Origin of the sequence: Paenibacillus pinihumi DSM 23905 = JCM 16419, assembly GCF_000422505.1 — a bacterium.
Classification (GTDB): domain Bacteria; phylum Bacillota; class Bacilli; order Paenibacillales; family Paenibacillaceae; genus Paenibacillus_D; species Paenibacillus_D pinihumi.
Map to the genome: position 1 here is coordinate 1 of NZ_AULX01000039.1, position 19,617 is coordinate 19,617.

18 protein-coding genes, 1 tRNA gene, 2 rRNA genes and 1 pseudogene are annotated in these 19,617 nt (G+C 47.7%); 14 read left to right on the top strand and 8 right to left on the bottom strand.

What is annotated here, in order from left to right; translation table 11 throughout:
* The 14 genes from H583_RS0113235 to H583_RS32835 form a co-directional block, all read left to right on the top strand.
* Positions 1–129 (top strand): 23S ribosomal RNA (locus H583_RS0113235); the annotation flags it as partial.
* A 63-nt stretch (positions 130–192) separates the two neighbouring features.
* Positions 193–309 (top strand): 5S ribosomal RNA (rrf, locus tag H583_RS0113240).
* A 339-nt stretch (positions 310–648) separates the two neighbouring features.
* Entirely contained in the window at positions 649–1,668 is a 1,020-nt protein-coding gene (locus H583_RS32830; RefSeq protein ID WP_051236420.1) for a putative glycoside hydrolase, read from the top strand.
* A 237-nt stretch (positions 1,669–1,905) separates the two neighbouring features.
* On the top strand, positions 1,906–3,363 hold the full coding sequence (gene guaB / locus H583_RS0113250; RefSeq protein ID WP_028560894.1) for an IMP dehydrogenase: 1,458 nt from the start codon (positions 1,906–1,908) through the stop codon (positions 3,361–3,363).
* A 238-nt stretch (positions 3,364–3,601) separates the two neighbouring features.
* Entirely contained in the window at positions 3,602–4,960 is a 1,359-nt protein-coding gene (locus H583_RS0113255; protein WP_028560895.1) for a D-alanyl-D-alanine carboxypeptidase family protein, read from the top strand.
* A gap of 94 nt (positions 4,961–5,054) precedes the next feature.
* Positions 5,055–5,936, top strand: a complete 882-nt coding sequence (gene pdxS, locus H583_RS0113260) for a pyridoxal 5'-phosphate synthase lyase subunit PdxS (protein ID WP_028560896.1) — start codon at positions 5,055–5,057, stop codon at positions 5,934–5,936.
* A 26-nt stretch (positions 5,937–5,962) separates the two neighbouring features.
* On the top strand, positions 5,963–6,544 hold the full coding sequence (gene pdxT, locus H583_RS0113265; protein ID WP_028560897.1) for a pyridoxal 5'-phosphate synthase glutaminase subunit PdxT: 582 nt from the start codon (positions 5,963–5,965) through the stop codon (positions 6,542–6,544).
* A 32-nt stretch (positions 6,545–6,576) separates the two neighbouring features.
* Positions 6,577–7,860, top strand: coding sequence for a serine--tRNA ligase (gene serS / locus H583_RS0113270; protein ID WP_028560898.1), 1,284 nt, complete (start codon positions 6,577–6,579; stop codon positions 7,858–7,860).
* Positions 7,861–7,942: 82 nt separating this feature from the next.
* A tRNA-Ser gene (locus H583_RS0113275) sits at positions 7,943–8,031 on the top strand.
* 172 nt (positions 8,032–8,203) lie between these two features.
* The gene (locus H583_RS0113280; protein WP_028560899.1) at positions 8,204–8,548 is read left to right on the top strand and encodes a hypothetical protein; all 345 of its coding nucleotides are present in this window, start codon (positions 8,204–8,206) and stop codon (positions 8,546–8,548) included.
* A 19-nt stretch (positions 8,549–8,567) separates the two neighbouring features.
* Positions 8,568–8,744 carry a hypothetical protein gene (locus H583_RS37190; RefSeq protein WP_169456492.1) on the top strand — a complete coding sequence of 59 codons (177 nt, stop codon included), beginning with the start codon at positions 8,568–8,570 and terminating at the stop codon, positions 8,742–8,744.
* Between the two features lie 42 nt (positions 8,745–8,786).
* Complete coding sequence (locus H583_RS0113290) at positions 8,787–8,933, top strand: small acid-soluble spore protein P (RefSeq protein WP_028560900.1); 147 nt, start codon at positions 8,787–8,789, stop codon at positions 8,931–8,933.
* 177 nt (positions 8,934–9,110) lie between these two features.
* On the top strand, positions 9,111–10,184 hold the full coding sequence (locus tag H583_RS0113295; RefSeq protein ID WP_028560901.1) for a hypothetical protein: 1,074 nt from the start codon (positions 9,111–9,113) through the stop codon (positions 10,182–10,184).
* 202 nt (positions 10,185–10,386) lie between these two features.
* Entirely contained in the window at positions 10,387–13,845 is a 3,459-nt protein-coding gene (locus H583_RS32835) for a copper amine oxidase N-terminal domain-containing protein (protein WP_036709560.1), read from the top strand.
* A 142-nt stretch (positions 13,846–13,987) separates the two neighbouring features.
* Here H583_RS32835 and H583_RS37875 read toward each other — a convergent pair whose 3' ends face one another.
* From H583_RS37875 to H583_RS38145, 8 genes and pseudogenes are all read right to left on the bottom strand, one after another.
* Complete coding sequence (locus H583_RS37875; protein ID WP_281170124.1) at positions 13,988–14,119, bottom strand: hypothetical protein; 132 nt, start codon at positions 14,117–14,119, stop codon at positions 13,988–13,990.
* Positions 14,120–14,144: 25 nt separating this feature from the next.
* The gene (locus H583_RS0113310) at positions 14,145–14,612 is read right to left on the bottom strand and encodes a hypothetical protein (RefSeq protein ID WP_028560902.1); all 468 of its coding nucleotides are present in this window, start codon (positions 14,610–14,612) and stop codon (positions 14,145–14,147) included.
* A gap of 248 nt (positions 14,613–14,860) precedes the next feature.
* Positions 14,861–15,709: a class I SAM-dependent methyltransferase gene (locus tag H583_RS0113315; RefSeq protein ID WP_028560903.1), complete on the bottom strand. Its 849-nt coding sequence runs from the start codon at positions 15,707–15,709 to the stop codon at positions 14,861–14,863.
* A 395-nt stretch (positions 15,710–16,104) separates the two neighbouring features.
* Complete coding sequence (locus tag H583_RS0113320) at positions 16,105–16,854, bottom strand: phage antirepressor (protein ID WP_028560904.1); 750 nt, start codon at positions 16,852–16,854, stop codon at positions 16,105–16,107.
* 64 nt (positions 16,855–16,918) lie between these two features.
* Positions 16,919–17,251, bottom strand: a complete 333-nt coding sequence (locus H583_RS32840; RefSeq protein ID WP_051236422.1) for a BRO-N domain-containing protein — start codon at positions 17,249–17,251, stop codon at positions 16,919–16,921.
* A gap of 457 nt (positions 17,252–17,708) precedes the next feature.
* Complete coding sequence (locus H583_RS32850) at positions 17,709–18,578, bottom strand: phage regulatory protein/antirepressor Ant (protein WP_051236424.1); 870 nt, start codon at positions 18,576–18,578, stop codon at positions 17,709–17,711.
* 64 nt (positions 18,579–18,642) lie between these two features.
* Positions 18,643–19,314, bottom strand: coding sequence for a J domain-containing protein (locus tag H583_RS35330; protein ID WP_154665883.1), 672 nt, complete (start codon positions 19,312–19,314; stop codon positions 18,643–18,645).
* A 12-nt stretch (positions 19,315–19,326) separates the two neighbouring features.
* Positions 19,327–19,536 (bottom strand): annotated as a pseudogene (locus tag H583_RS38145) (DUF3102 domain-containing protein); the annotation flags it as partial.
* Positions 19,537–19,617 lie beyond the last annotated feature (81 nt).

The window sequence follows — 19,617 nt, forward strand, 5'->3', positions numbered from 1 at the left end:
GAAGCCCCCCTCAAGATGAGATTTCCCAATTAGTAAGACCCCTTGAAGACGACGAGGTTGATAGGCTGGGGGTGGAAGCACAGCAATGTGTGGAGCTGACCAGTACTAATCGGTCGAGGGCTTATCCTAAAGACTTTAGCTAAAATGATTCAAAATGACTTTCGCATCCAGTTTTCAGTGTGCAACTGAACGTTTGGTGGCAATGGCGGAAGGGAACCACGCGTACCCATCCCGAACACGACCGTTAAGCCTTCCAGCGCCGATGGTACTTGGACCGCAGGGTCCTGGGAGAGTAGGACGTCGCCAAGCACGAATGACCTGTTGAACTTTATGTTCAACGGGTTTTTTGTTGTTATTTTGATATTTATAATTCCATAATGCGTCATTCCTTCCCTTATCTCCTAGTCAAGGGATTCGCTTCGTTCGCTCATACTAACAGCATTAAGTGGAATGAGGTGAATCAGCATGCTCCCAACAGTTCGGTTACTATTAACTTTCTCCCTTAGCATGGTTTTATGTTTAATACCGCAGCAGCAAGCTCCTCTTGATGTCAATATATCTCCAAAGCTTACCCACTCTGCTTCCAACTCGACATACAATTCGGGAACATCTTCAGCCCACTATGTTTTTGGCCAGGTTCAACATCAAATGAAGCTTCAGGCATCGTACCCGGATGCAAGGCCGGTGCGCGGCATTTATGTATCCGGTTGGGTAGCAGGTTCAGCCAATGGTCTCAACCGAATGCTGAATATTGCCCGCAATAACGATCTCAATGCCATGGTCATTGATGTGAAGAACGATTTTGGCAAGGTTACGTATGCCTCTTCCTTGCCGGAGGTCAAGGAGATTGATTCAGACAGTGAGCCATTGATTAAGGATGTTGACCAAATGATTACAACCTTAAAGGAACAGAATATTTATCTAATTGGACGTGTGGTTGTATTTCGTGATCCCTGGTTAGTCCATAATAAGCCGCAATGGGCTATTTATAAGAAGTCCGGCGCTCTCTGGCGGGATAAGAAGGGGACAACATGGATTGATCCGTATCAACAAGAGGTATGGGATTATAACATTGCGATTGCAAAGGAGGCCGCAGCCAAGGGGTTTAATGAGATTCAATTCGATTATGTCCGTTTTCCGGAAAATGGAGCAAAGATGGACCAGGTTGTCCAGTATGCAAACTCAGAGCAGCTTACTAAATCTCAAGCCATTTCTCGCTTTCTTGAAAAGGCAAGGAGTCGAATCCATGAGGATGGAGCGAAAGTATCGGCCGATGTATTTGGTCTTGTCACTTCATCAAGTGATGATATGGGTATCGGTCAGACATGGAGCGGTGTCTCCCGCCATGTAGATACGATTTCTCCTATGACCTATCCCTCTCATTACTCGCAGGGTATGTACGGCATCGCCAACCCGGACTTGGAGCCGTATGCTGTCATTAACCGTGCTCTGACTGACGCAGGCAGACGTAATGAACAATTAGTGAAGCATGGTATTCATGCGGCGAGAGTCAGACCGTGGCTGCAGGGATTTACCGCATCATGGATTCATCCTCATCAGAACTATACATCAGCACAGATTAAGGCGCAGATACAAGCCGCCGAAGATTTGGGAATTCAGGAATTTTTAATCTGGGATGCGCAGTGCAGATATGATTATGAGATATGAAAATCCAATGAAAGCTTGCTGTACTTTCCTTGACAGCCTATACCCCCTCTGATAATATGGCAATAATATATTTGTACAGCCATAATGAAAAGACAGGGATTTATAAGCGATACTGCTTGTAAAGTCCCTTTATTTTCAAACAGGCAAGCCTGCTGCCGATCGTGGGTTATCAGGTTTCGAACAGGTTAAGCAGTAACGAAAAGAACTGATTTCAACATTTTAAGGAGGAACACCGTAGTGTGGCAAAACAAGTTCGTCAAGGAAGGATTAACGTTTGACGATGTACTGCTTGTCCCTCGAAAATCCGAGGTACTGCCTAGAGAAGTGAATCTGTCTATCCAATTGAGTCCAAAAGTTAAGCTGAATATCCCTGTTATCAGCGCCGGGATGGATACCGTAACGGAATCTGCTCTGGCAATCGCGATGGCAAGAGAGGGTGGCATTGGAATTATTCACAAGAATATGTCCATTGCTGAACAGGCTCAAGAGGTCGATCGTGTAAAACGCTCGGAGAGTGGCGTTATTACAAATCCTTTCTCATTGACTCCAGACCATCATGTGTATGATGCGGAGGAATTGATGGGCAAATATCGGATTTCCGGTGTTCCGATTGTGGACAATACCAATCAGTTGGTCGGTATCATTACGAATCGTGACCTGCGCTTCATTCATGATTACTCGATTAAAATCAGTGAAGTGATGACGCATGAGGAACTGGTCACTGCACCTGTAGGCACAACGCTTGAAGAAGCAGAAGTATTGCTTCAAAAGCACAAGATTGAAAAGCTGCCTCTGGTTGATACATCCAATCAACTGAAAGGACTTATTACGATCAAGGATATTGAAAAAGCGATCCAGTTCCCGAATGCTGCCAAGGACGAGCATGGGCGTTTGCTTTGCGGTGCGGCTGTAGGAATTGCCAAGGATACACCTGAGCGTGCCCAGGTGCTTGTGCAAGCAGGTGTGGATGTCCTTGTCGTTGATTCTGCTCATGGCCACCAGCGTAACGTGATCGAGATGGTCAAGAAGCTTCGTGCAGCCTACCCGGAGTTGACGATTGTTGCAGGCAATGTGGCTACCGGAGAAGCAACACGTGATCTGATTGAGGCTGGTGCTTCTGTAGTGAAAGTCGGAATCGGTCCAGGTTCGATCTGTACCACACGCGTTATTGCCGGTATCGGTGTGCCTCAGATTACCGCAATTTATGATTGTGCTACAGTTGCACGTGAATACAATATACCTATCATTGCGGATGGCGGTATCAAGTATTCCGGCGACATCACCAAAGCAATTGCTTCAGGTGCAAGTGCGATCATGGTCGGAAGCCTTCTGGCTGGTACAGATGAGAGCCCCGGGGAGTCAGAAATTTATCAGGGACGCCGGTTCAAAGTATACCGCGGCATGGGCTCCCTCGGAGCGATGAAGGAAGGCAGTAAGGACCGTTACTTCCAGGAGAATGAAACCAAGCTTGTTCCTGAAGGCATCGAAGGCCGAGTCGCTTACAAGGGGCCGCTTGCCGATACGGTGCATCAACTAATGGGCGGTTTGCGTTCAGGGATGGGCTATTGCGGTACGCTAACCATCGAAGAGCTTAAAAATGATACCCAATTCGTACGCATTACCGGTGCTGGACTTCGTGAGAGCCATCCGCATGATGTGCAAATTACGAAGGAAGCGCCTAACTACTCCCTGTAATTAATCAGGCAACGATACTCAGTATAATATCAATAATGAAAATCAGGAAAGACAGGCTTAACAGCAGACAGATCATGCTGTTAGCCTGTCTTTTCTATATTTAGGAAGAATTCCGGAGGATATATACCATGGATATTTTATGTGAACTTTTTAATGCGTCATTCCCGATAGTCTGGGGCTGCATGGTTTACGCTTGTACGTTATTTTATGTTACAATATTAAAATGTACAAATAACGGATGAAGGAGAGGAAGGAATTGAAACGTAGCCGTTCGGCAAGGCTATGGCAGCCAGCCATTGCAGCATTTTTGGCGATATGTGTGCTGATGATGAGTGCAGGTTCTATCGCAGCAGCAGCAGATGTGGAGAAAGATGAGAAGGGTCACGTTAAGAATGACTTGGGGCTGGGAGTCAGATCAGCAATTCTCATGGATGCAGCAACTGGACAGATTCTATTTTCGGCTAATCCCGATGAGGCGCTCCCGCCTGCAAGCATGTCCAAAATGATGACGGAATACATTGTTATGGAAGAGATTAAATCAGGAAACCTGAAATGGGATGATGTTGTTACCGTTGGGAAAAATGCGGCAACCACAACCAGGGGGGGCTCCCATGTCTTTCTTGCCGAAAACGACAAACATACGGTTAAGGAATTATTCATAGCGATGGCTGTAGGTTCTGCTAATGATGCTTCCATTGCGCTGGCCGAGAAGATAGCTGGCACTGAAGAGGCTTTCGCACAGCGGATGAATACAACGGCACAGGAGCTGGGGCTCGAAACTGCGCATTTTATTAATGCAACAGGACTTAGCCGTGATGATTTGCTTCCACAATATCGGCCTGAGTCCATTAGCGGCGAGACGATCATGTCGGCCAAAGATGCAGCCATGCTAGCTTATCATATCGTAAATGAACACCCTGAGTTTTTGGAATTTTCGAGTATTCCATCCTACAAATTCCGTGAGCGGGATGATAAACCGCTTATCAACTATAATTATATGTTGGGAGCCAATAAGAGTAATCAGTATTTAAAGCAGTTTGCGTATGAAGGCGTAGACGGAATGAAGACCGGTCATACCAAAGCTGCAAAATACTGCTTTACGGGCACGGCAGAACGTAATGGAATGCGCCTGATCAGCGTTGTCATGGGGACAGATTCTGAGTATGCCCGTTTCCGTGAAACTGCGAAGCTGCTTGATTACGGCTTTGATAATTTTGCTCTTAAAACAGTAGTAACCCCTAAAACCGCAGTAGAAACGCTTGAAAAAGTGAAAGTTAAAAAAGGCGTTCAAACCGAGGTTTCGGTTGTCACTCAGCAAGATATCAGCTTTATTGTGAAAAAGAATGTAGAACCGAAAATTGAGCTTCTGAAAAGCGATATTAAAAAGCCGGAGGAACTGGTCGCTCCACTGCCAATCAACACGGTAGTCGGGACGGTAACCTATCAGTACACAGATGCTCAAGGAAAAACTAGTGAGAAGACAGTCAACCTGATTACTAATGAAGAAGTAGACAAGGGAAGCTGGTGGAGACTGATGTTCAGAGGCATCAAGGACTTCTTCGTCAGCATCTTCAAAGGCATCGTGGACCTATTCTAAAAGCTGTGACTGGTCCTTGTTCCCTCAAATTGTCTCCTGTAAAATTTGGGCTAGAGTTTACGGACTAAATCCCATTTTAGGAGGCATTTGAGATATGGAAACAGGAACTTCACGTGTGAAACGCGGTATGGCAGAAATGCAAAAAGGCGGCGTCATTATGGACGTTATGAACGCCGAGCAGGCAAAAATTGCGGAAGCAGCAGGCGCAACAGCTGTAATGGCGCTTGAGCGTGTGCCTTCGGATATTCGTGCTGCAGGGGGCGTTGCCCGCATGGCCGACCCGACAATCGTGGAAGAAGTGATGAAGGTTGTATCCATTCCGGTTATGGCCAAGGCGAGAATCGGGCATTATGTAGAGGCAAAGATTCTGGAATCGATGGGTGTGGATTACATCGACGAGAGCGAAGTATTGACGCCTGCGGATGAAATTTTCCACATCGACAAGACAGAGTTTACAATTCCTTTTGTATGCGGAGCCAAGGATCTGGGCGAAGCGCTTCGCCGTATTCAAGAAGGAGCTTCCATGCTTCGCACCAAGGGCGAGCCGGGAACAGGCAATATCGTGGAAGCCGTGCGCCACTTGCGTTTGATCAATGGTCAAATTCGCAAGGTCCAAAACCTGTCTAAGGACGAACTGTATCATGAAGCAAAGACGCTTGGCGTAGCTTATGAGCTGCTTTTGGGCGTTCATGAGGCAGGCAAGCTTCCGGTTGTTAACTTTGCAGCAGGCGGTGTAGCAACTCCAGCTGATGCTGCGCTGATGATGCATTTGGGTGCGGATGGCGTCTTCGTCGGCTCCGGTATCTTCAAATCCGACAGCCCTGAAAAATTTGCCCGTGCTATCGTAGAGGCAACTACACATTATCAAGATTACAAGCTGATCGCAGAAGTATCCAAAAACCTCGGCACTCCAATGAAGGGAATTGAAATTTCCAAGTTGAATGCCGCAGAGCGCATGCAGGATCGCGGGCTATAATTGATAATGAAAGAAGGCAGGCAGCTATGAAAATCGGGGTACTGGCGCTTCAGGGCGCCGTTGCAGAGCATATGCGAAGCATTGAAGCGGCGGGCGGACAGGCAGTAGCAGTCAAGACTGTTGACCAGTTGTCCGGGTTGGACGGACTGATTATTCCGGGTGGCGAGAGTACAACCATAGGCAAGCTAATGCGCAAATACAGCTTTATCGAAGCTATTCAACAGTTTTCTGCCCAGGGCAAGCCTTTGTTCGGAACCTGTGCGGGACTGATTGTGCTGGCAGAACGTATTGCGGGCGACGAGGAAGCCCATCTTAAACTGATGGACATTACAGTAGCCCGCAATGCCTTTGGCCGGCAGCGTGAAAGCTTTGAGACAGATCTGGAAGTGGCCGGAATTGAGGACCGGGTTCGCGCCGTATTCATCCGGGCGCCGCTTATTACGGAAGTGGGTCTTTCCGTGCAGGTCTTGTCGACATATAATAAAGAGATCGTGACCGCCAGACAGGGCAACTTGCTGGCCTGCTCCTACCATCCGGAGCTTACCGATGATTTCCAGCTGCATGCCTATTTTCTCCAAATGGCGAAGGAAGCTGCGGCTGGCACATAACTAAACCCTTTAGAGAGGGGCCTTTACCAGTCGTGCTTGATATTAAATTGTTAAGAAATGATTTTGCCAAGGTTCAGCAGGCGCTCCAGCAACGCGGTAAATCGGCGGATATTATTCAGGAGTTTCCTGTCCTGGACAGCAAGCGCCGTGATTTGCTGCAGCAGAGCGAGCAGCTCAAGAGCCGCAGAAATACCGTCTCCCAAGAGGTTGCCAAGCTTAAAAAAGCAGGGGAGGATGCCGAAGCGCTGATCATCGAGATGCGTGAGGTAGGCGACCGTATTAAAGAGCTTGATGAGGAATCCAGAGAACTGGAGAAGCTGATCGATGAACTGGTTCTCTCCATTCCGAATGTGCCGCATGAGAGCACTCCTGTCGGAGCTTCTGAGGAAGACAACATCGAAATCCGCAAGGTAGGCGAACCAGCTGCTTTAGATTTTCAGCCGAGAGCTCACTGGGATCTGGCGCAGGAGCTTGGGCTGCTTGATTTTGAATCAGCATCCAAGGTTACCGGCTCCCGTTTTGTATTTTACAAAGGACTTGGAGCAAGATTGGAGCGTGCATTGATCAGCTTTATGATGGATGTGCACAGTGACCAGCACGGCTATGAGGAACTGCTCCCTCCATACATTGTCAATCGTGACAGTTTGGTTGGGACAGGCCAGCTTCCGAAGTTCGAAGAGGATGTATTCAAATTGGCAGGTACGGAGTATTTCCTGATCCCTACCGCTGAGGTTCCGGTTACGAATCTTCATCGTGAGGAGATTCTGTCTGCTGAGGACCTTCCGAAAAATTATGTAGCTTATTCTGCCTGTTTCCGTTCCGAAGCGGGTTCTGCAGGGCGTGATACCAGAGGGTTGATCCGCCAGCATCAGTTTAACAAGGTTGAATTGGTTAAGCTTGTGAAGCCTGAGGATTCCTATGCCGAGCTGGAGACATTGACGCAGAACGCGGAGAAGATTTTGCAGCTTCTGGGGCTGCCTTACCGTGTATTGACATTGTGTACGGGTGATATCGGCTTCTCCTCAGCCAAAACTTATGACCTTGAAGTGTGGCTGCCGGAAAGCGGCATGTATCGCGAGATTTCCTCCTGCTCCAACTTCGAGGATTTCCAGGCGCGCAGAGCGGGCATTCGCTATCGTCCAGAACCGAAGAGCAAGCCGGAATTCGTGCATACGCTTAATGGTTCGGGACTTGCTGTAGGCCGTACAGTGGCTGCGATTCTGGAGAATTATCAGCAGGCTGACGGATCGATTGTCGTTCCGGAAGTATTGCGTCCATATATGGGCGGAATTGAACGGATTGAAGCGAAAAAATAAGTAAGCTTTGCCACAGGCTAAAACAGGTTGCATCCTGGCTTTAGCCTGTGGTATAATCATATTTGTGACAATAACCATATATGGAGAGATACCGAAGCGGTCATAACGGGGCGGTCTTGAAAACCGTTAGGGTGAAAGCCCACGTGGGTTCGAATCCCACTCTCTCCGCCACTATTGATCATAAACAGCCTGCCGGCGTAATCCGGCAGGTTTTTTTGTTATATTAGATCGTTTTGCTTGCCAGGTTCTGTTTTATTTACGGACTTCGATTCATTTTAATTGACGGATGTATAGACATCCTTGGCTTGTCGCATCTTATTGATGATGGAGGTGGTCTAGAGCCATGAGAAAAGATGAATTGCAGGTGAATCAGCAATCTCTGTTGGATGCCTGGCAGGAGACACTGCCAAGGACATTGAATGCCGCAGATTCTGCTGAGGTCAAAGCGGATGAAGCAGATGAGAACTCGCTTCGTATTCATATCCGCACGGCCGGGCATCAGGAGTATACCTTTGATTTTAAAGTGGAATATGTGGATAGCCGGGAGATCCGGACCGAACTGGTGGACGTCGAGCGAAGCGGCAAATCCATTGATGAGCGCACAGGATTGCTGCAGGAGCTGATCCAGGACTACACACGGCATCTGCACGAATGTGCACAGGCACTGCATCAGCTAACCCATGCTTAGATGAGGAGGAGCACAGTCGATGACACGGGCTAAAAATAATTTGGATAAGAACCTGAGCGGCGTTGTGCATGACCTGGAGAACGAGCCGGTCAATGCGCATCATGCTCAACAGCTGCAGCAGGATAAGAACGACCGCAGGCACCAGGACGCGCTGAATCATGATCAGCCGACAGATTTGGATCATCAGCACAGCTAATGATCATGTAAATTAGCCAATTTGAATGAAGGAGTGATTACAATGAGCAAACCCAAAACACAGCCTGTCCCTGGAGCTGCCGGGGAACAGCATGTAGAGCGCCGCGAGAGCGGCCAGCAAGAGCCGCTGTCCGGCTCGAAGAAAGTCAAGCAGGCCAATCATTCCCGTCATAATAATGGTGAAGGCTAAATACATGTGCGAATGAAGACCTCTTATTGGATGGCAATATCCAATAAGAGGTCTTTTTAACGTTCACGGGCACCGCCTTTACAAAAAATTTAGATGAATTTCTCAAAACTTCCTTTTCACTTCCAACACTTTATTATACAATTAGGGAATGACTTTTTATGGGGAGGTTTTTTTGTTTTGAATCGAAACAGCAGTTGGAAATGGCTGCTTATGATGGTAGCTCTATTAGTCCTTGTAGCGGGCTGCGGTAAACAGGCATCACCGCAATCTACCATCCAGAGCGCCCTGGTTAAATCGATGGAATTGCAATCCTACACCTTTTCCGGATCGGTGAATGTAGAGAAGCTCACTTTACCGAATGCATTCTTGCAGAGCGAAGGACCTGAAGCCCAGTTGGCTTTGAATTTGCTCCAGAATATGACCATTGATGTTAAAGGCTCGCATCAGATTGAACCAATGCGGATGGAGCTTACAGCGGATATTGCATTAAAAGGTGATTTTTCTTTTAATTTGTCCATTCCGATGATTATTACGGAGGACACAATGCTCGTTAAGGTGCCAAACATACCAATGCTGCCGCTAGGTGATCTGGCGGGCAAATATATCGAAATCGATATGAACGAGCTGGCGAAGGAAGAGAATCTCGATATTCCGAGCTACAATCCGGAAACCCAGCAAAAGCTGGTGCAGGATATGATTTCGATTATTCTGAAGCATCTGGATGGTGAACAATACTTCCAAAGTGTGAAGCTGGATGAAGCAACGGGTCTGCCGTCCGATCTTAAGCTGGATGAAGCGGTTAAAGTTTCAGTTACACAAACTAATTTTGAAGCGGCTGTCATTGCATTGGCGGAGAAGGCTGCACCTGAGTTCATCGAGCTGGTGGCGCAGAATGAGGAATATATGAAGGCCCTCAATCTGAAGAAGCAGGATATCGAGGATGCCAAAAAAGAATTGACGCCTGAGAAACTCCAAGAGGTGAAGAAGGATCTCGAGGATATTAAGAAGGAATTGACAATCAATGAGCTGTCCATGCTTGGCGGGATTCAGGATGGCTACATGACTTATCAGCATTTTAAAGCGGACTTGAGCTTCAAGGTCGATAATGAGGATGCCAATCTTGTTCTGAATATGACATCGCGTTATGATAACCTGAACAAGCCGATTGAGAAGCAGGCTGACATTCCAAAAGATCAAATCATTCCATATGAGAATCTTATGGAAATGGGTGACTTTGGAACTTCCTTTTAAATAGAAGAGAAGCCCGAACCGGGCTTCTTTTTCTATGATCAGGGAGATAGCAGGCAGAAGCAGCAATGGTGCAGGCAAAAAAATATTTTTCAAAACGATAGCAACTTTTACCTTGTCTGTAGCGTCTACTGTTCAAGTCCTTCATTAAACAAACATGAAGAGTAGCTGAATATTAACTGAAAGAATTTGGGAGGCTGTTTACATGAAAAGGCTATTATCCGCGCTGCTGGGTGTCTCCATGCTGATTATGACGGTTCAGCCGCAGGCACATGCAGCACCATCGTCGATTCGCATTTATATTGACGGATCGGAGCTTCAGACAGATCAGGGAGCTGTGACGATTAATTACCGGACACTCGTTCCTCTGCGTGCGATCTTTGAAGCACTGGATGCAAAGGTAACATGGAATAATAATACACAGACTGTTGTAGCAAGAAAGAATGGCGTAACCGTTACATTGACGATTGGTTCCAAAATAGCGACGATTGATGATCAGACAGTGTATATGGATGTAGCAGCCAGAACACTGAATAACCGGACGCTGGTGCCGGTGCGCTTTGTCAGCGAAGCCTTGGGTGAAGAAGTCAAATGGGATGAAGCGAGCCAGAATGTATTTATCAAGACCTCTTCTAAAACCTATGCACCATCCAATGTTTCGGCTGCTATCGCCGGACAGCAAGGTGATGGACGCGATATCGAAGTAAGCTTCTCCAAAGCAAAGGATGAGGCTAATATTAATCAGTACCGGGTCTATGTTGTCAAGTCCCGCAACGCATCTTCCTTTACGCTTGGAAAGGCACAGTCGTTGTCGAGCAGCAACTATACCGCCATTTCCAAGGATGGACGAGACAAAAGACAAACCCTATCCTCTAATACCAGGGATTCGGACGGCGAATATATTACAAGCAATCAGAGCTATGCCGTATTTGTGCTTGCGGTAGGGTACGGGGATCAGGCGGCTCTGTCGCAGCCGTCCTCTACGATTACACTTGGCTCTAATCAAGCAGCGGCAAGCAATGTCAAGGCGAATATTACTTCGACGTACGGAGATGGGCGTGACCTGTCGATCAGCTTTAACCGGGCTCAAAATGAAAACAATGTTTCCAACTACCGTGTATTTGTTGTCAAAACACAGGATGTGAACAATTTTAATGCAACTGCAGCATCTAATGTATCCAGCTCAAACTACACAAACGTTAATAAAACCGGCTCCAACAATCTGTCGGCCAATCTGAATTCCAGTGCGCGCGACACATCCGGGGAGTACCTGCGTACAGGTGTATCCTACCGTGCTTTTGTACTCGCTGTAACGAATAATTCGAACCAGCAGTCAAGTCAGCTGTCGACAGGTTCCTCGGTATTCAGCCTGGGTACCTCCAACACTGCACCGGCTGTTCCGTCGGTTACGAATGTTGATAATACCAACAGCTATGGCGACGGCCGCGATTTGGTTGTCAAATTCAACCGTTCCACTGATGAATCCAAAGTAGGTTCCTACCGGATCTTTGCTGTCAAGAATAATCAGACAGGCAGCTTTAATCTGTCCACGGCCAATGATGTAAAGAGCAATAACTATACAACTGTAAATAAAAATGGAAGCAACCAAAGCGTAGCACTGAACTCCGGTACACGGGATGTTCAAGGCAATGTGATTAAACGCGGGGAAAGCTACCGGTTCTACGTTATGGCAGTAGGAAACAGTAATGCGGGCTTTAACAATTCGCTTTCTTCTTCCTCCAGCCAGATTACGGTGACCACGCTGCCTGCCGTTCCAACGGCTTCCAACCTGCGGGTAAGTGACGATAGTGATTATGGAGACGGCCGCGACCTGACTGTGAGCTTTAATAAATCGTGGAACGAGTCGAACATTTCCCACTACCGGATTATCGTAGTTAAGGCTTCGAATGCCAATAATTTCAATCTGACGTCTGCCAATAATGTGCCAAGTTCGAACTACACGACGGTATATTCGACGAATGCATCGAGCCAGACAACGCAGCTTGCTTCGTCTGCAAGAGATTCATCCGGTGATTATATCCGCAGTGGCGTGGCTTACCGGGTATTCGTACTGTCGGTGAGCAACAACACGTATGCAGCAACCAACAGCCTGTCTTCCAGCTCGTCATCGATTACGCTTACTGAAAGCAACAACCTTTCAGCGCCATCCATCAACAAGGTGGAGGATATTAGTGACTATGGCGATGGACGTGATCTGCGTGTATCTTTCAACAGATCTTCCGATGAGTCGAAGGTCAACCTTTACCGGATTTTTGTTGTGAATACGAGCAATACTTCCAACTTTAATCTGCAAAGTGCCAACTCTGTGGCTTACGGCAATTATACAGAGGTTTACAAAAACGGATCGAATCAAACCATCACATTGAATTCTTCTTCCAGAGATACACAGGGCTATACAATTACGACCGGAAGACAGTATCGTGTCTATGTAATGGCAGTCGGCAACGAGAGAGTCAACTATCAAAATGCGCTCTCTTCATCTTCTTCGACGATCTCCCTGACCACTAACGCTGGCAGCAGCGCGGTTACAAACGTGAGAGCCGGGGATGTGAGTGACTATGGAGACGGACGGGATTTGCTCGTATCGTTCAATAAAATCAATGACGAGACGCGGATTAATCATTATCGGATTATGGTTGTGAAATCAGCAAATGCCGACCGGTTCAATCTCGACCAGGCGAATAACGTACCTTATGCCAATTCGACAGTTGTCAGCAAGAATGGCAATAACCCTAGCACGATTCTGTCCTCGGATGCCAGAGATGTAGACGGTGCAGCCATTCGGAATGGTGTAAGTTACAAAGTGTTCGTACTGACCGTGAACGACGGGTCTCAGGCTGGCAGCAATGCATTGTCTGCAGCATCTGCAACGATTACGCTGACGAACAACTCTGTATCGGCTCCAACAAGTGTATCTGCGGCTTCTGCCAACACATACGGCGATACTCGCGATCTGGAGGTCACGTATAACAAGCCGTCCAGTGAGTCCAATATTACAGAGTATCGCATTATGGTAGTGCGTTCAGAACAGGCCAACTCCTTCAACCTGTTGTCTGCAAACAATGTAAGTTCAAGCAACTATACAGTAGCTTCCAGACAGGGCAATAATCCGAAGACGTCTTTGAGCAGAACAGCCAGAGATGTGCAGGGCAATGCAATCGTACAAAATGTGAGTTACCAAGTGTTTGTTCTGGCAGTAGGCGATACCCGCATCAGCTCGGGCAATGCACTCTCCAGCTCATCGAATACGATCACATTGACAGATCTGTCGGCGGCGCCTGCTGCCATTACCAATGTTCAGGATTCCGGCAATGACGGGAATGGACCTAGCCTGTCTGTCAGCTTCAACAGATCAGACAGTGAGTCCAACCTTGCGTATTACGCCGTATTGGTTGTACCGTCCGGACGTTCGGACAGTTTCAAGCTCTCTGATGCAAACGCGATTCCAGCTTCCCGTTACACGCAAGTAAGCAAGACAGGCGGCAGCAATTCGGTGGTGCTTCCTTCTTCTACACTTGATGTGGATGGCAATGTGCTGCGCAGCGGTGTGACTTACAGAGTATACGTCCTGTCCATTGCGGACGGACGCAGTGTGACTGTCAATGCGTTGTCAACACCATCGGCTGAGATTGTCCTGAACTGATTTTTCAGGCGGCAAGGCGATAGCTCCAAATAAGAAAAGAGATCAGGGCGTTCATCGCCCTGATCTCTTTTTAGTAAATGAATGATTGTTTTCGTGGTTATGAGTGCAATATATGCATACCCGCACGCTCACAGCCAAGCGGCTACATGACAAAAGACATAACTACCATCAAAATAACCGTAAGAATGGTGAAAACCATCACGTACTTGACTTCGCCAAGGACGCGTTTCTGGATTTCTTCTTCACTCTCTATACGCGATTGCATTCCGCTCATGCTTCTTCCTCCTTCTCAATATGCTTTAAGTAGAGAAGGAACGGATGTCCACGAACGTTGACCTGAATTTATTGGGCCGGAGCATCAGCTTGAGCAGCCGCTTGTAGATTTCGGTCCGGAAAAACTTCAGATGCAGTATGCAGCCTGAGAACGTTATTACAGCCAGCATGATCCATGAATAGGATGCTTCTGTTGACATGGGCTGATGCATCAAATAAAGCAGCAGGTTTGGCCGTGTAGCGGCCGCGGCGTCGAGCTTCGCCTTGTAATGAACGATAGCCGGCGCTTCGGGCGGGATCTCGCTATAGCTCGCCTGAATCGGGTGCAGGAAGAGCGAGATGGCGATTAGTAGTGATACAGACAGCAGAAATAATCCCCGCTGCCTGCAGCCTTTAAGAGCATGTATATAGCGCGGGAACTGACTATGGCGGTCATGCCGGCCTTGGTGCCTGTCCGCGGCGAATTGTTGAATGGGAGAACGCAGCTTGTTCATTATCTGGCACTCCTTTCGTCAGTATTGGAATGACGGACGCATAACGAAAGGTGAATCATGACGGGCAGATTGGATTAATAGGTTCATTTTAGCTTGGATAGCGAGGGATTACAAGCGATTTCCCCATACCCTCTGTGGGAAGTTGTTGATTGTGCTGATTGCTGATTGAAAAGAGCTACTAAGACAGGATCTTCAAGCCTGCAGCCAAAGAGCCTCCCGCAAATAAAGCAGGAAGCTCCCAAGCGGGCCTAGTTTGCCGTAAAGGCAAATGTCGACAAGGATTCGATCCGCGCTTCACTATGGACATAAGTCTGTAGCAGTCTGGCTTCAGACTCGATATGCATCTTGAGCCGGGAAGGAATATACGGCAGCTCATCCAGCTCCTGCTTGTAGCCGGATAACGTCATATCGATCTCCCAGCCGCCATCCTGCAATCCGGAGGAATTGAGTGAGGCTTCATGTACAACCGACCAACCGGCTTGCTCTGCCAACGCTTTTATGTCTGCTGGTGTGAACAGGCTGCGCAGGTTGGAGTGGCTGTTCACCTTATAGCTCTCATATTTGGCCTGAATCGAAATCGCGAGAAAATGGGGAAATTGCTCAATCCGCTGAATGCGGGCATCCCATTCGGCAAAGCACAAGGTTTTGCCCCAGCGCTTGACCTTTTGCAGTATGCCGGACAGCTCCTCAAAGGATTTCAAATACCAGGAGCAATGAGACAATACAATTTTGTCAAAATGCTGTTCCGGGAAGTCGACCCCGGGAGACAGCACATCCATTTCAAAGTCAATGCGAATTTGCTTGCCCAGGCGGGACTGGGTCAATATCGCGGCGGATTCACCGAGTGTGAGCGGAGAGCCGTAGTCAGGAGAGGCAATATCAATGCCCTGCACGAGTCCTTCTTCACCGGCCATATAAGCGAGCACGGCGGTAGTATCTCCCTGTCCGCAGCCGATCTCCAGTATGCGGTCGCCTTTGGCTACACCCCAGAACTCTGCAAGCTTGATCCGATGTGCGCTCTGAACCCGTTGTATGCTGTTATTTCCTTTGTCCGCCTTCATGGCGTCTAATATATCTTCCAATATGGTATCGTTCATTGCAGTCTCCTTGCTCCGATTGTTGTATGCAAAAGCCCCCTGTCAAGCAGCAGGTTAAAAGGATTGCCTGACTGCATTATAGGGGGCATAACTCACTACGATATTGAATGGTCAAAAGCTGAGAGTGCAAATATTTGCAAAAAGCGGCCACGAGATGACTCGAACATCCGACCTAACGTTTAGGAAACGGGTAGAGTATACGTTAAATCTCCGAACCCCCGTCGTTGCTGGATTTCGGTCACTCATCGGAGGCCTACGGTTCTGGCGAGAACCTACGTATCCTTATTTTACAGGAAAAACGAGTGCCGCGCAAATATCTAAATAAAGCCCCGTGCACTATCGTCACGATCCGGATTAACCGGTTATCTAACGATAGTGCACGGGGCTTTCTCGCATCATGCGGACCACACCCGCTTCACGAAATAAAGTTGCCCGCGTCCCGTTATGAGTGCCGTTTTCTTGAGGAAACTAGGCCGATCCGGGTGTGTTATTACCGTCTCCCTAATCTCGAACAGTCCAGCGTCCATACCTCGCTGTGTAGGCATGTTGTAACTTTTGCCGTAGCGTTTGATAAGGTATCCGTTATCACGGAGCCACGTATAGAACCTGTTCTGTCCCGTATCGACTCCGTTCTGCCGCAATATCTTCGCCATATCTCCGATTGTTATGCTCGTATCGGAGCCAGCGACGGAGTCCGCGAATAGAACTTTCGGCGCTTGTGCAGCGATTGTGGCTTCTGCGGCAATCCGCTCCTCGCGTTCTTGTTTGAGCTGCGTCGCTAATTGGATAAGCGTATCTGGATTGAGCAGCGCCTCCTCGACTTTTTCCTGCGTTAAGTATCCGCCGTGTTTCCGAATAGCAGGGAGGACTTCGGACGTGACCCAACGTTTGAATATGCGGGCTTCCGGTTTTCGGCTACGAAGTATTAACGAATATAATCCGGATTCATTTACTAGCAAAGGCTTCCTACCCGAACCTAAGTAATCCTTATGTTCACATTTCTCATCATCGTCCAGCCCGCCAAGAGCGACATTTGTATTTGTAAGCCTTAAAATATCGCATACATCCTTTGCAACAAACCACGGCTCGCCCTCGACTAATACTGTTCTAACTTCGTGTCCCTCGTAATTGAACAATTGATTCATACCGCGCACTCCTCCATTGCAAATTTAAGGCTGTTACCAAATTGGTGTGACCCCTTAAAATGGTCTAACGCCAGTCCGTTGCGTACATGCCGTGTCTACGAATTGCTGGCAGTATTTCATCCGCTACTTCTGCCTGGAAAGCTTCTGCAACAGCATTTTTCGCTTTCATTGCAAGGCGGTAGAATATGTTCTCAGGAATATATCCGTCCCCACTTGTGGGGATGATTCCGAAATCAGTTAAATACTTGTTTACTCGTTCCCATCTAACAACTTCATTCCCGCTGGCAGCACGTTGAGTAAAACCCAATCCTCGCGCCACATCTTCTAAATTGAGTTGCGCTACTCCTTTGTCGTCTACGTACCCTCGCACGCCGCTTATCGTTAATAGTTCGCTCATGTTACGTTCCTCCATTTTCGTTATTTTGACTTGGCGATTTTCGATTGCATTATAATCGTAATCTATATCTAAGTGAAAATGGAGACACAAAGGAGACAGGAATGAGACATGAAGCAGACAATACGGTTGTACTTTGTTGGCGGTCACCTTCCCTCCAACGGATTACTTGTCATCCTCGCACCACTCTTCGTACCATTCTCTGTGGTGAGGGTTCATGGGGTCAAGTTCGATCATTCCGTCTTTTCCGTTTAATATTGGCGCATTTTTGCTTATGGAGTTCAGTTGGTGATCAAACTGTTCCTTCGTGAGTCCTTTTTCTGCGATTGTCTTTTGGATAAGTTTTCGGGCGTTTGTCAGTGCCTTTATATACACAATGTATCACTCCCTACTACGTAGTAAATGGCCGGATCAGAGCGCGGAAAGCGAATCTCCGAAACTCTGATCCGTGCAAACATCGTTAATTAAGCGTCAATGTAACCGAAGGCGGTCCGATCCTATACGTGTTCCTCCGAGACGTACGACGGTACCTCGCGGCTTCCTCTCGTAACTCACGCAAATACCTCTGACCTTCGATATCGGGACCGATTCCTGGCCGGATATTTTTTCGTAAAAGTAGCTTATGAATAAATGCACGGCCTGCCTGCGTCCATTTCGTATTCATATGGGAGCGGCCGTGACCATCCAGCGTTGTGCAAGAGTCAGCAAGCCCTTGTCTAGCATAACGGCTTGCAAGCACCCATTGTTTCCCGCGGCGGTATTGTACGCCTTCCGATTTCAGGATCAAGTTTAGATCGGCGGCCGAAATCCCGTAATCATTGGCGATTTGTGATACAAGCAAAGTGCCCTCAGACGATAGTATTTGCTCGTAATAATCTACCTTTGGAGCTTGCTCGGATAATAACGCCGTCTGACGCGCCGTTTCAATCTGTAAACGCTCCGTCTCCTCGATTTGTGATACGAGGGCGACGAGGGCTTCCTTATACGTTGAAGGTACTTTTGGTGCCGTTAGACGACGTTCCATCTCCTCAAATTTGGTCACATACGTTGCAGTGAAAAGGACACCTCTTTCACCGGTCATCTTGTGAGCAATCAGGTCACAGCCCTTGCGTGTGAGAAGGTAACAGGGCAGGGTACGTCCTGTAGGGTCTAAATAGGTGCTTTCTACGAAGAATTCACTAAGGGAAAAATCTCCCTTAGTAAGATAACCTTTGTAAGTACGAATACTTTTCATTAAATCATTATGCGGTTTATCTACCAATCTAGATACTTCCCGACTATCTGCTAATAGCACCCCGTCATTTTCAATGAGGGTAAGTTGGTGGCTCATGGAACCCCTCCATTATTATAAGGTTAGTATCTATGTGAAGCGGAATCGGTATCCGCATGGTTGTTTAGTATTCTGAACATTGGTAATCTTTCCAAGCTTCATGTACTAACTTAAATAGAAAATCGGAACCACCTACGTCCGGATGAAGCTGTTTTACTAATGTACGGTATTTACTTCTGACAACTCGCTCATCCTCACATTCATCAACGTGAAGTATCTCGTATGGATCGATAAAAATCCCACTCATTGGCTGCCGTTTTGGAGGAGCCTTATAAGACGCAGCAATCGAGCTTGGCGAATTGTTTTGCCGTACGCTGTGCAGAATCTCTGGGTAGTTTTCCGAAAATGCTAACGAAGACAACTGTGCAGCAACATCTAACATCGCCAGCCTCTCGTCTCGACTCAGTGGAATAAGCATCCGTGCAACACATACTGGAAGCTTCTCAAGCACTTCCGCGTAACCTTCGGGCAAATCTAGTGCTTTGAACGGATCAGTCGTAGAGTCCGTAGCATGTCCGGACGGGGGATCGCTGGCAGGGGAGTCCTTCCTAGGGAGCAGTCCCGCAAGCTCACGTTCACGACGTACTACACCTCGTAACTCCTTAACGGTCATCTCAGCAACGGTCTTTTCTCCGGAATCGGTTAAGTGCTTGCTCTTTAAAAATAAATCCCGTGACACCTTCGCAGGCAGCGGAAGCATCTCGAACATTTTACTCAAGGGCAAATCAATCGGCATCGCGCGGTTCCCGAACTGCTCGTATACCTGGATATATTTACGTGCAGTTACGGGTGCAATATTGACGGATCGCAGCCACGGCTCCCACTGTCCGTGAATAAGTCCTTTATCTTTAACGAATTGAAGTCTCCGCCCGATCTCGACAACCGCACCGCCTATCCTCGTGTCCGCGGTGTTAATCTCCCGTAAAAATTTGATAATTTCAGATTCAATTCCGGGCAAATCTGTAGCGAAGACATGTGCGGACCTTCTCGGTGTGCTAATAGGCGTACCCTCCCGCCATAAATATTTAGTGGGGTATTT

Coding starts and splice junctions, on each gene's coding strand:
- H583_RS32830 (WP_051236420.1), top strand. CDS start 649: ATGAAGCTTCAGGCATCGTACCCGGATGCAAGGCCGGTGCGCGGCATT.
- H583_RS0113255 (WP_028560895.1), top strand. CDS start 3,602: ATGAAGGAGAGGAAGGAATTGAAACGTAGCCGTTCGGCAAGGCTATGG.
- pdxS (WP_028560896.1), top strand. CDS start 5,055: ATGGAAACAGGAACTTCACGTGTGAAACGCGGTATGGCAGAAATGCAA.
- pdxT (WP_028560897.1), top strand. CDS start 5,963: ATGAAAATCGGGGTACTGGCGCTTCAGGGCGCCGTTGCAGAGCATATG.
- H583_RS0113280 (WP_028560899.1), top strand. CDS start 8,204: ATGAGAAAAGATGAATTGCAGGTGAATCAGCAATCTCTGTTGGATGCC.
- H583_RS37190 (WP_169456492.1), top strand. CDS start 8,568: ATGACACGGGCTAAAAATAATTTGGATAAGAACCTGAGCGGCGTTGTG.
- H583_RS0113290 (WP_028560900.1), top strand. CDS start 8,787: ATGAGCAAACCCAAAACACAGCCTGTCCCTGGAGCTGCCGGGGAACAG.
- H583_RS32835 (WP_036709560.1), top strand. CDS start 10,387: ATGAAAAGGCTATTATCCGCGCTGCTGGGTGTCTCCATGCTGATTATG.
- H583_RS37875 (WP_281170124.1), bottom strand. CDS start 14,119: ATGAGCGGAATGCAATCGCGTATAGAGAGTGAAGAAGAAATCCAGAAA.
- H583_RS0113310 (WP_028560902.1), bottom strand. CDS start 14,612: ATGAACAAGCTGCGTTCTCCCATTCAACAATTCGCCGCGGACAGGCAC.
- H583_RS0113315 (WP_028560903.1), bottom strand. CDS start 15,709: ATGAACGATACCATATTGGAAGATATATTAGACGCCATGAAGGCGGAC.
- H583_RS0113320 (WP_028560904.1), bottom strand. CDS start 16,854: ATGAATCAATTGTTCAATTACGAGGGACACGAAGTTAGAACAGTATTA.
- H583_RS32840 (WP_051236422.1), bottom strand. CDS start 17,251: ATGAGCGAACTATTAACGATAAGCGGCGTGCGAGGGTACGTAGACGAC.
- H583_RS32850 (WP_051236424.1), bottom strand. CDS start 18,578: ATGAGCCACCAACTTACCCTCATTGAAAATGACGGGGTGCTATTAGCA.
- H583_RS35330 (WP_154665883.1), bottom strand. CDS start 19,314: ATGCCGATTGATTTGCCCTTGAGTAAAATGTTCGAGATGCTTCCGCTG.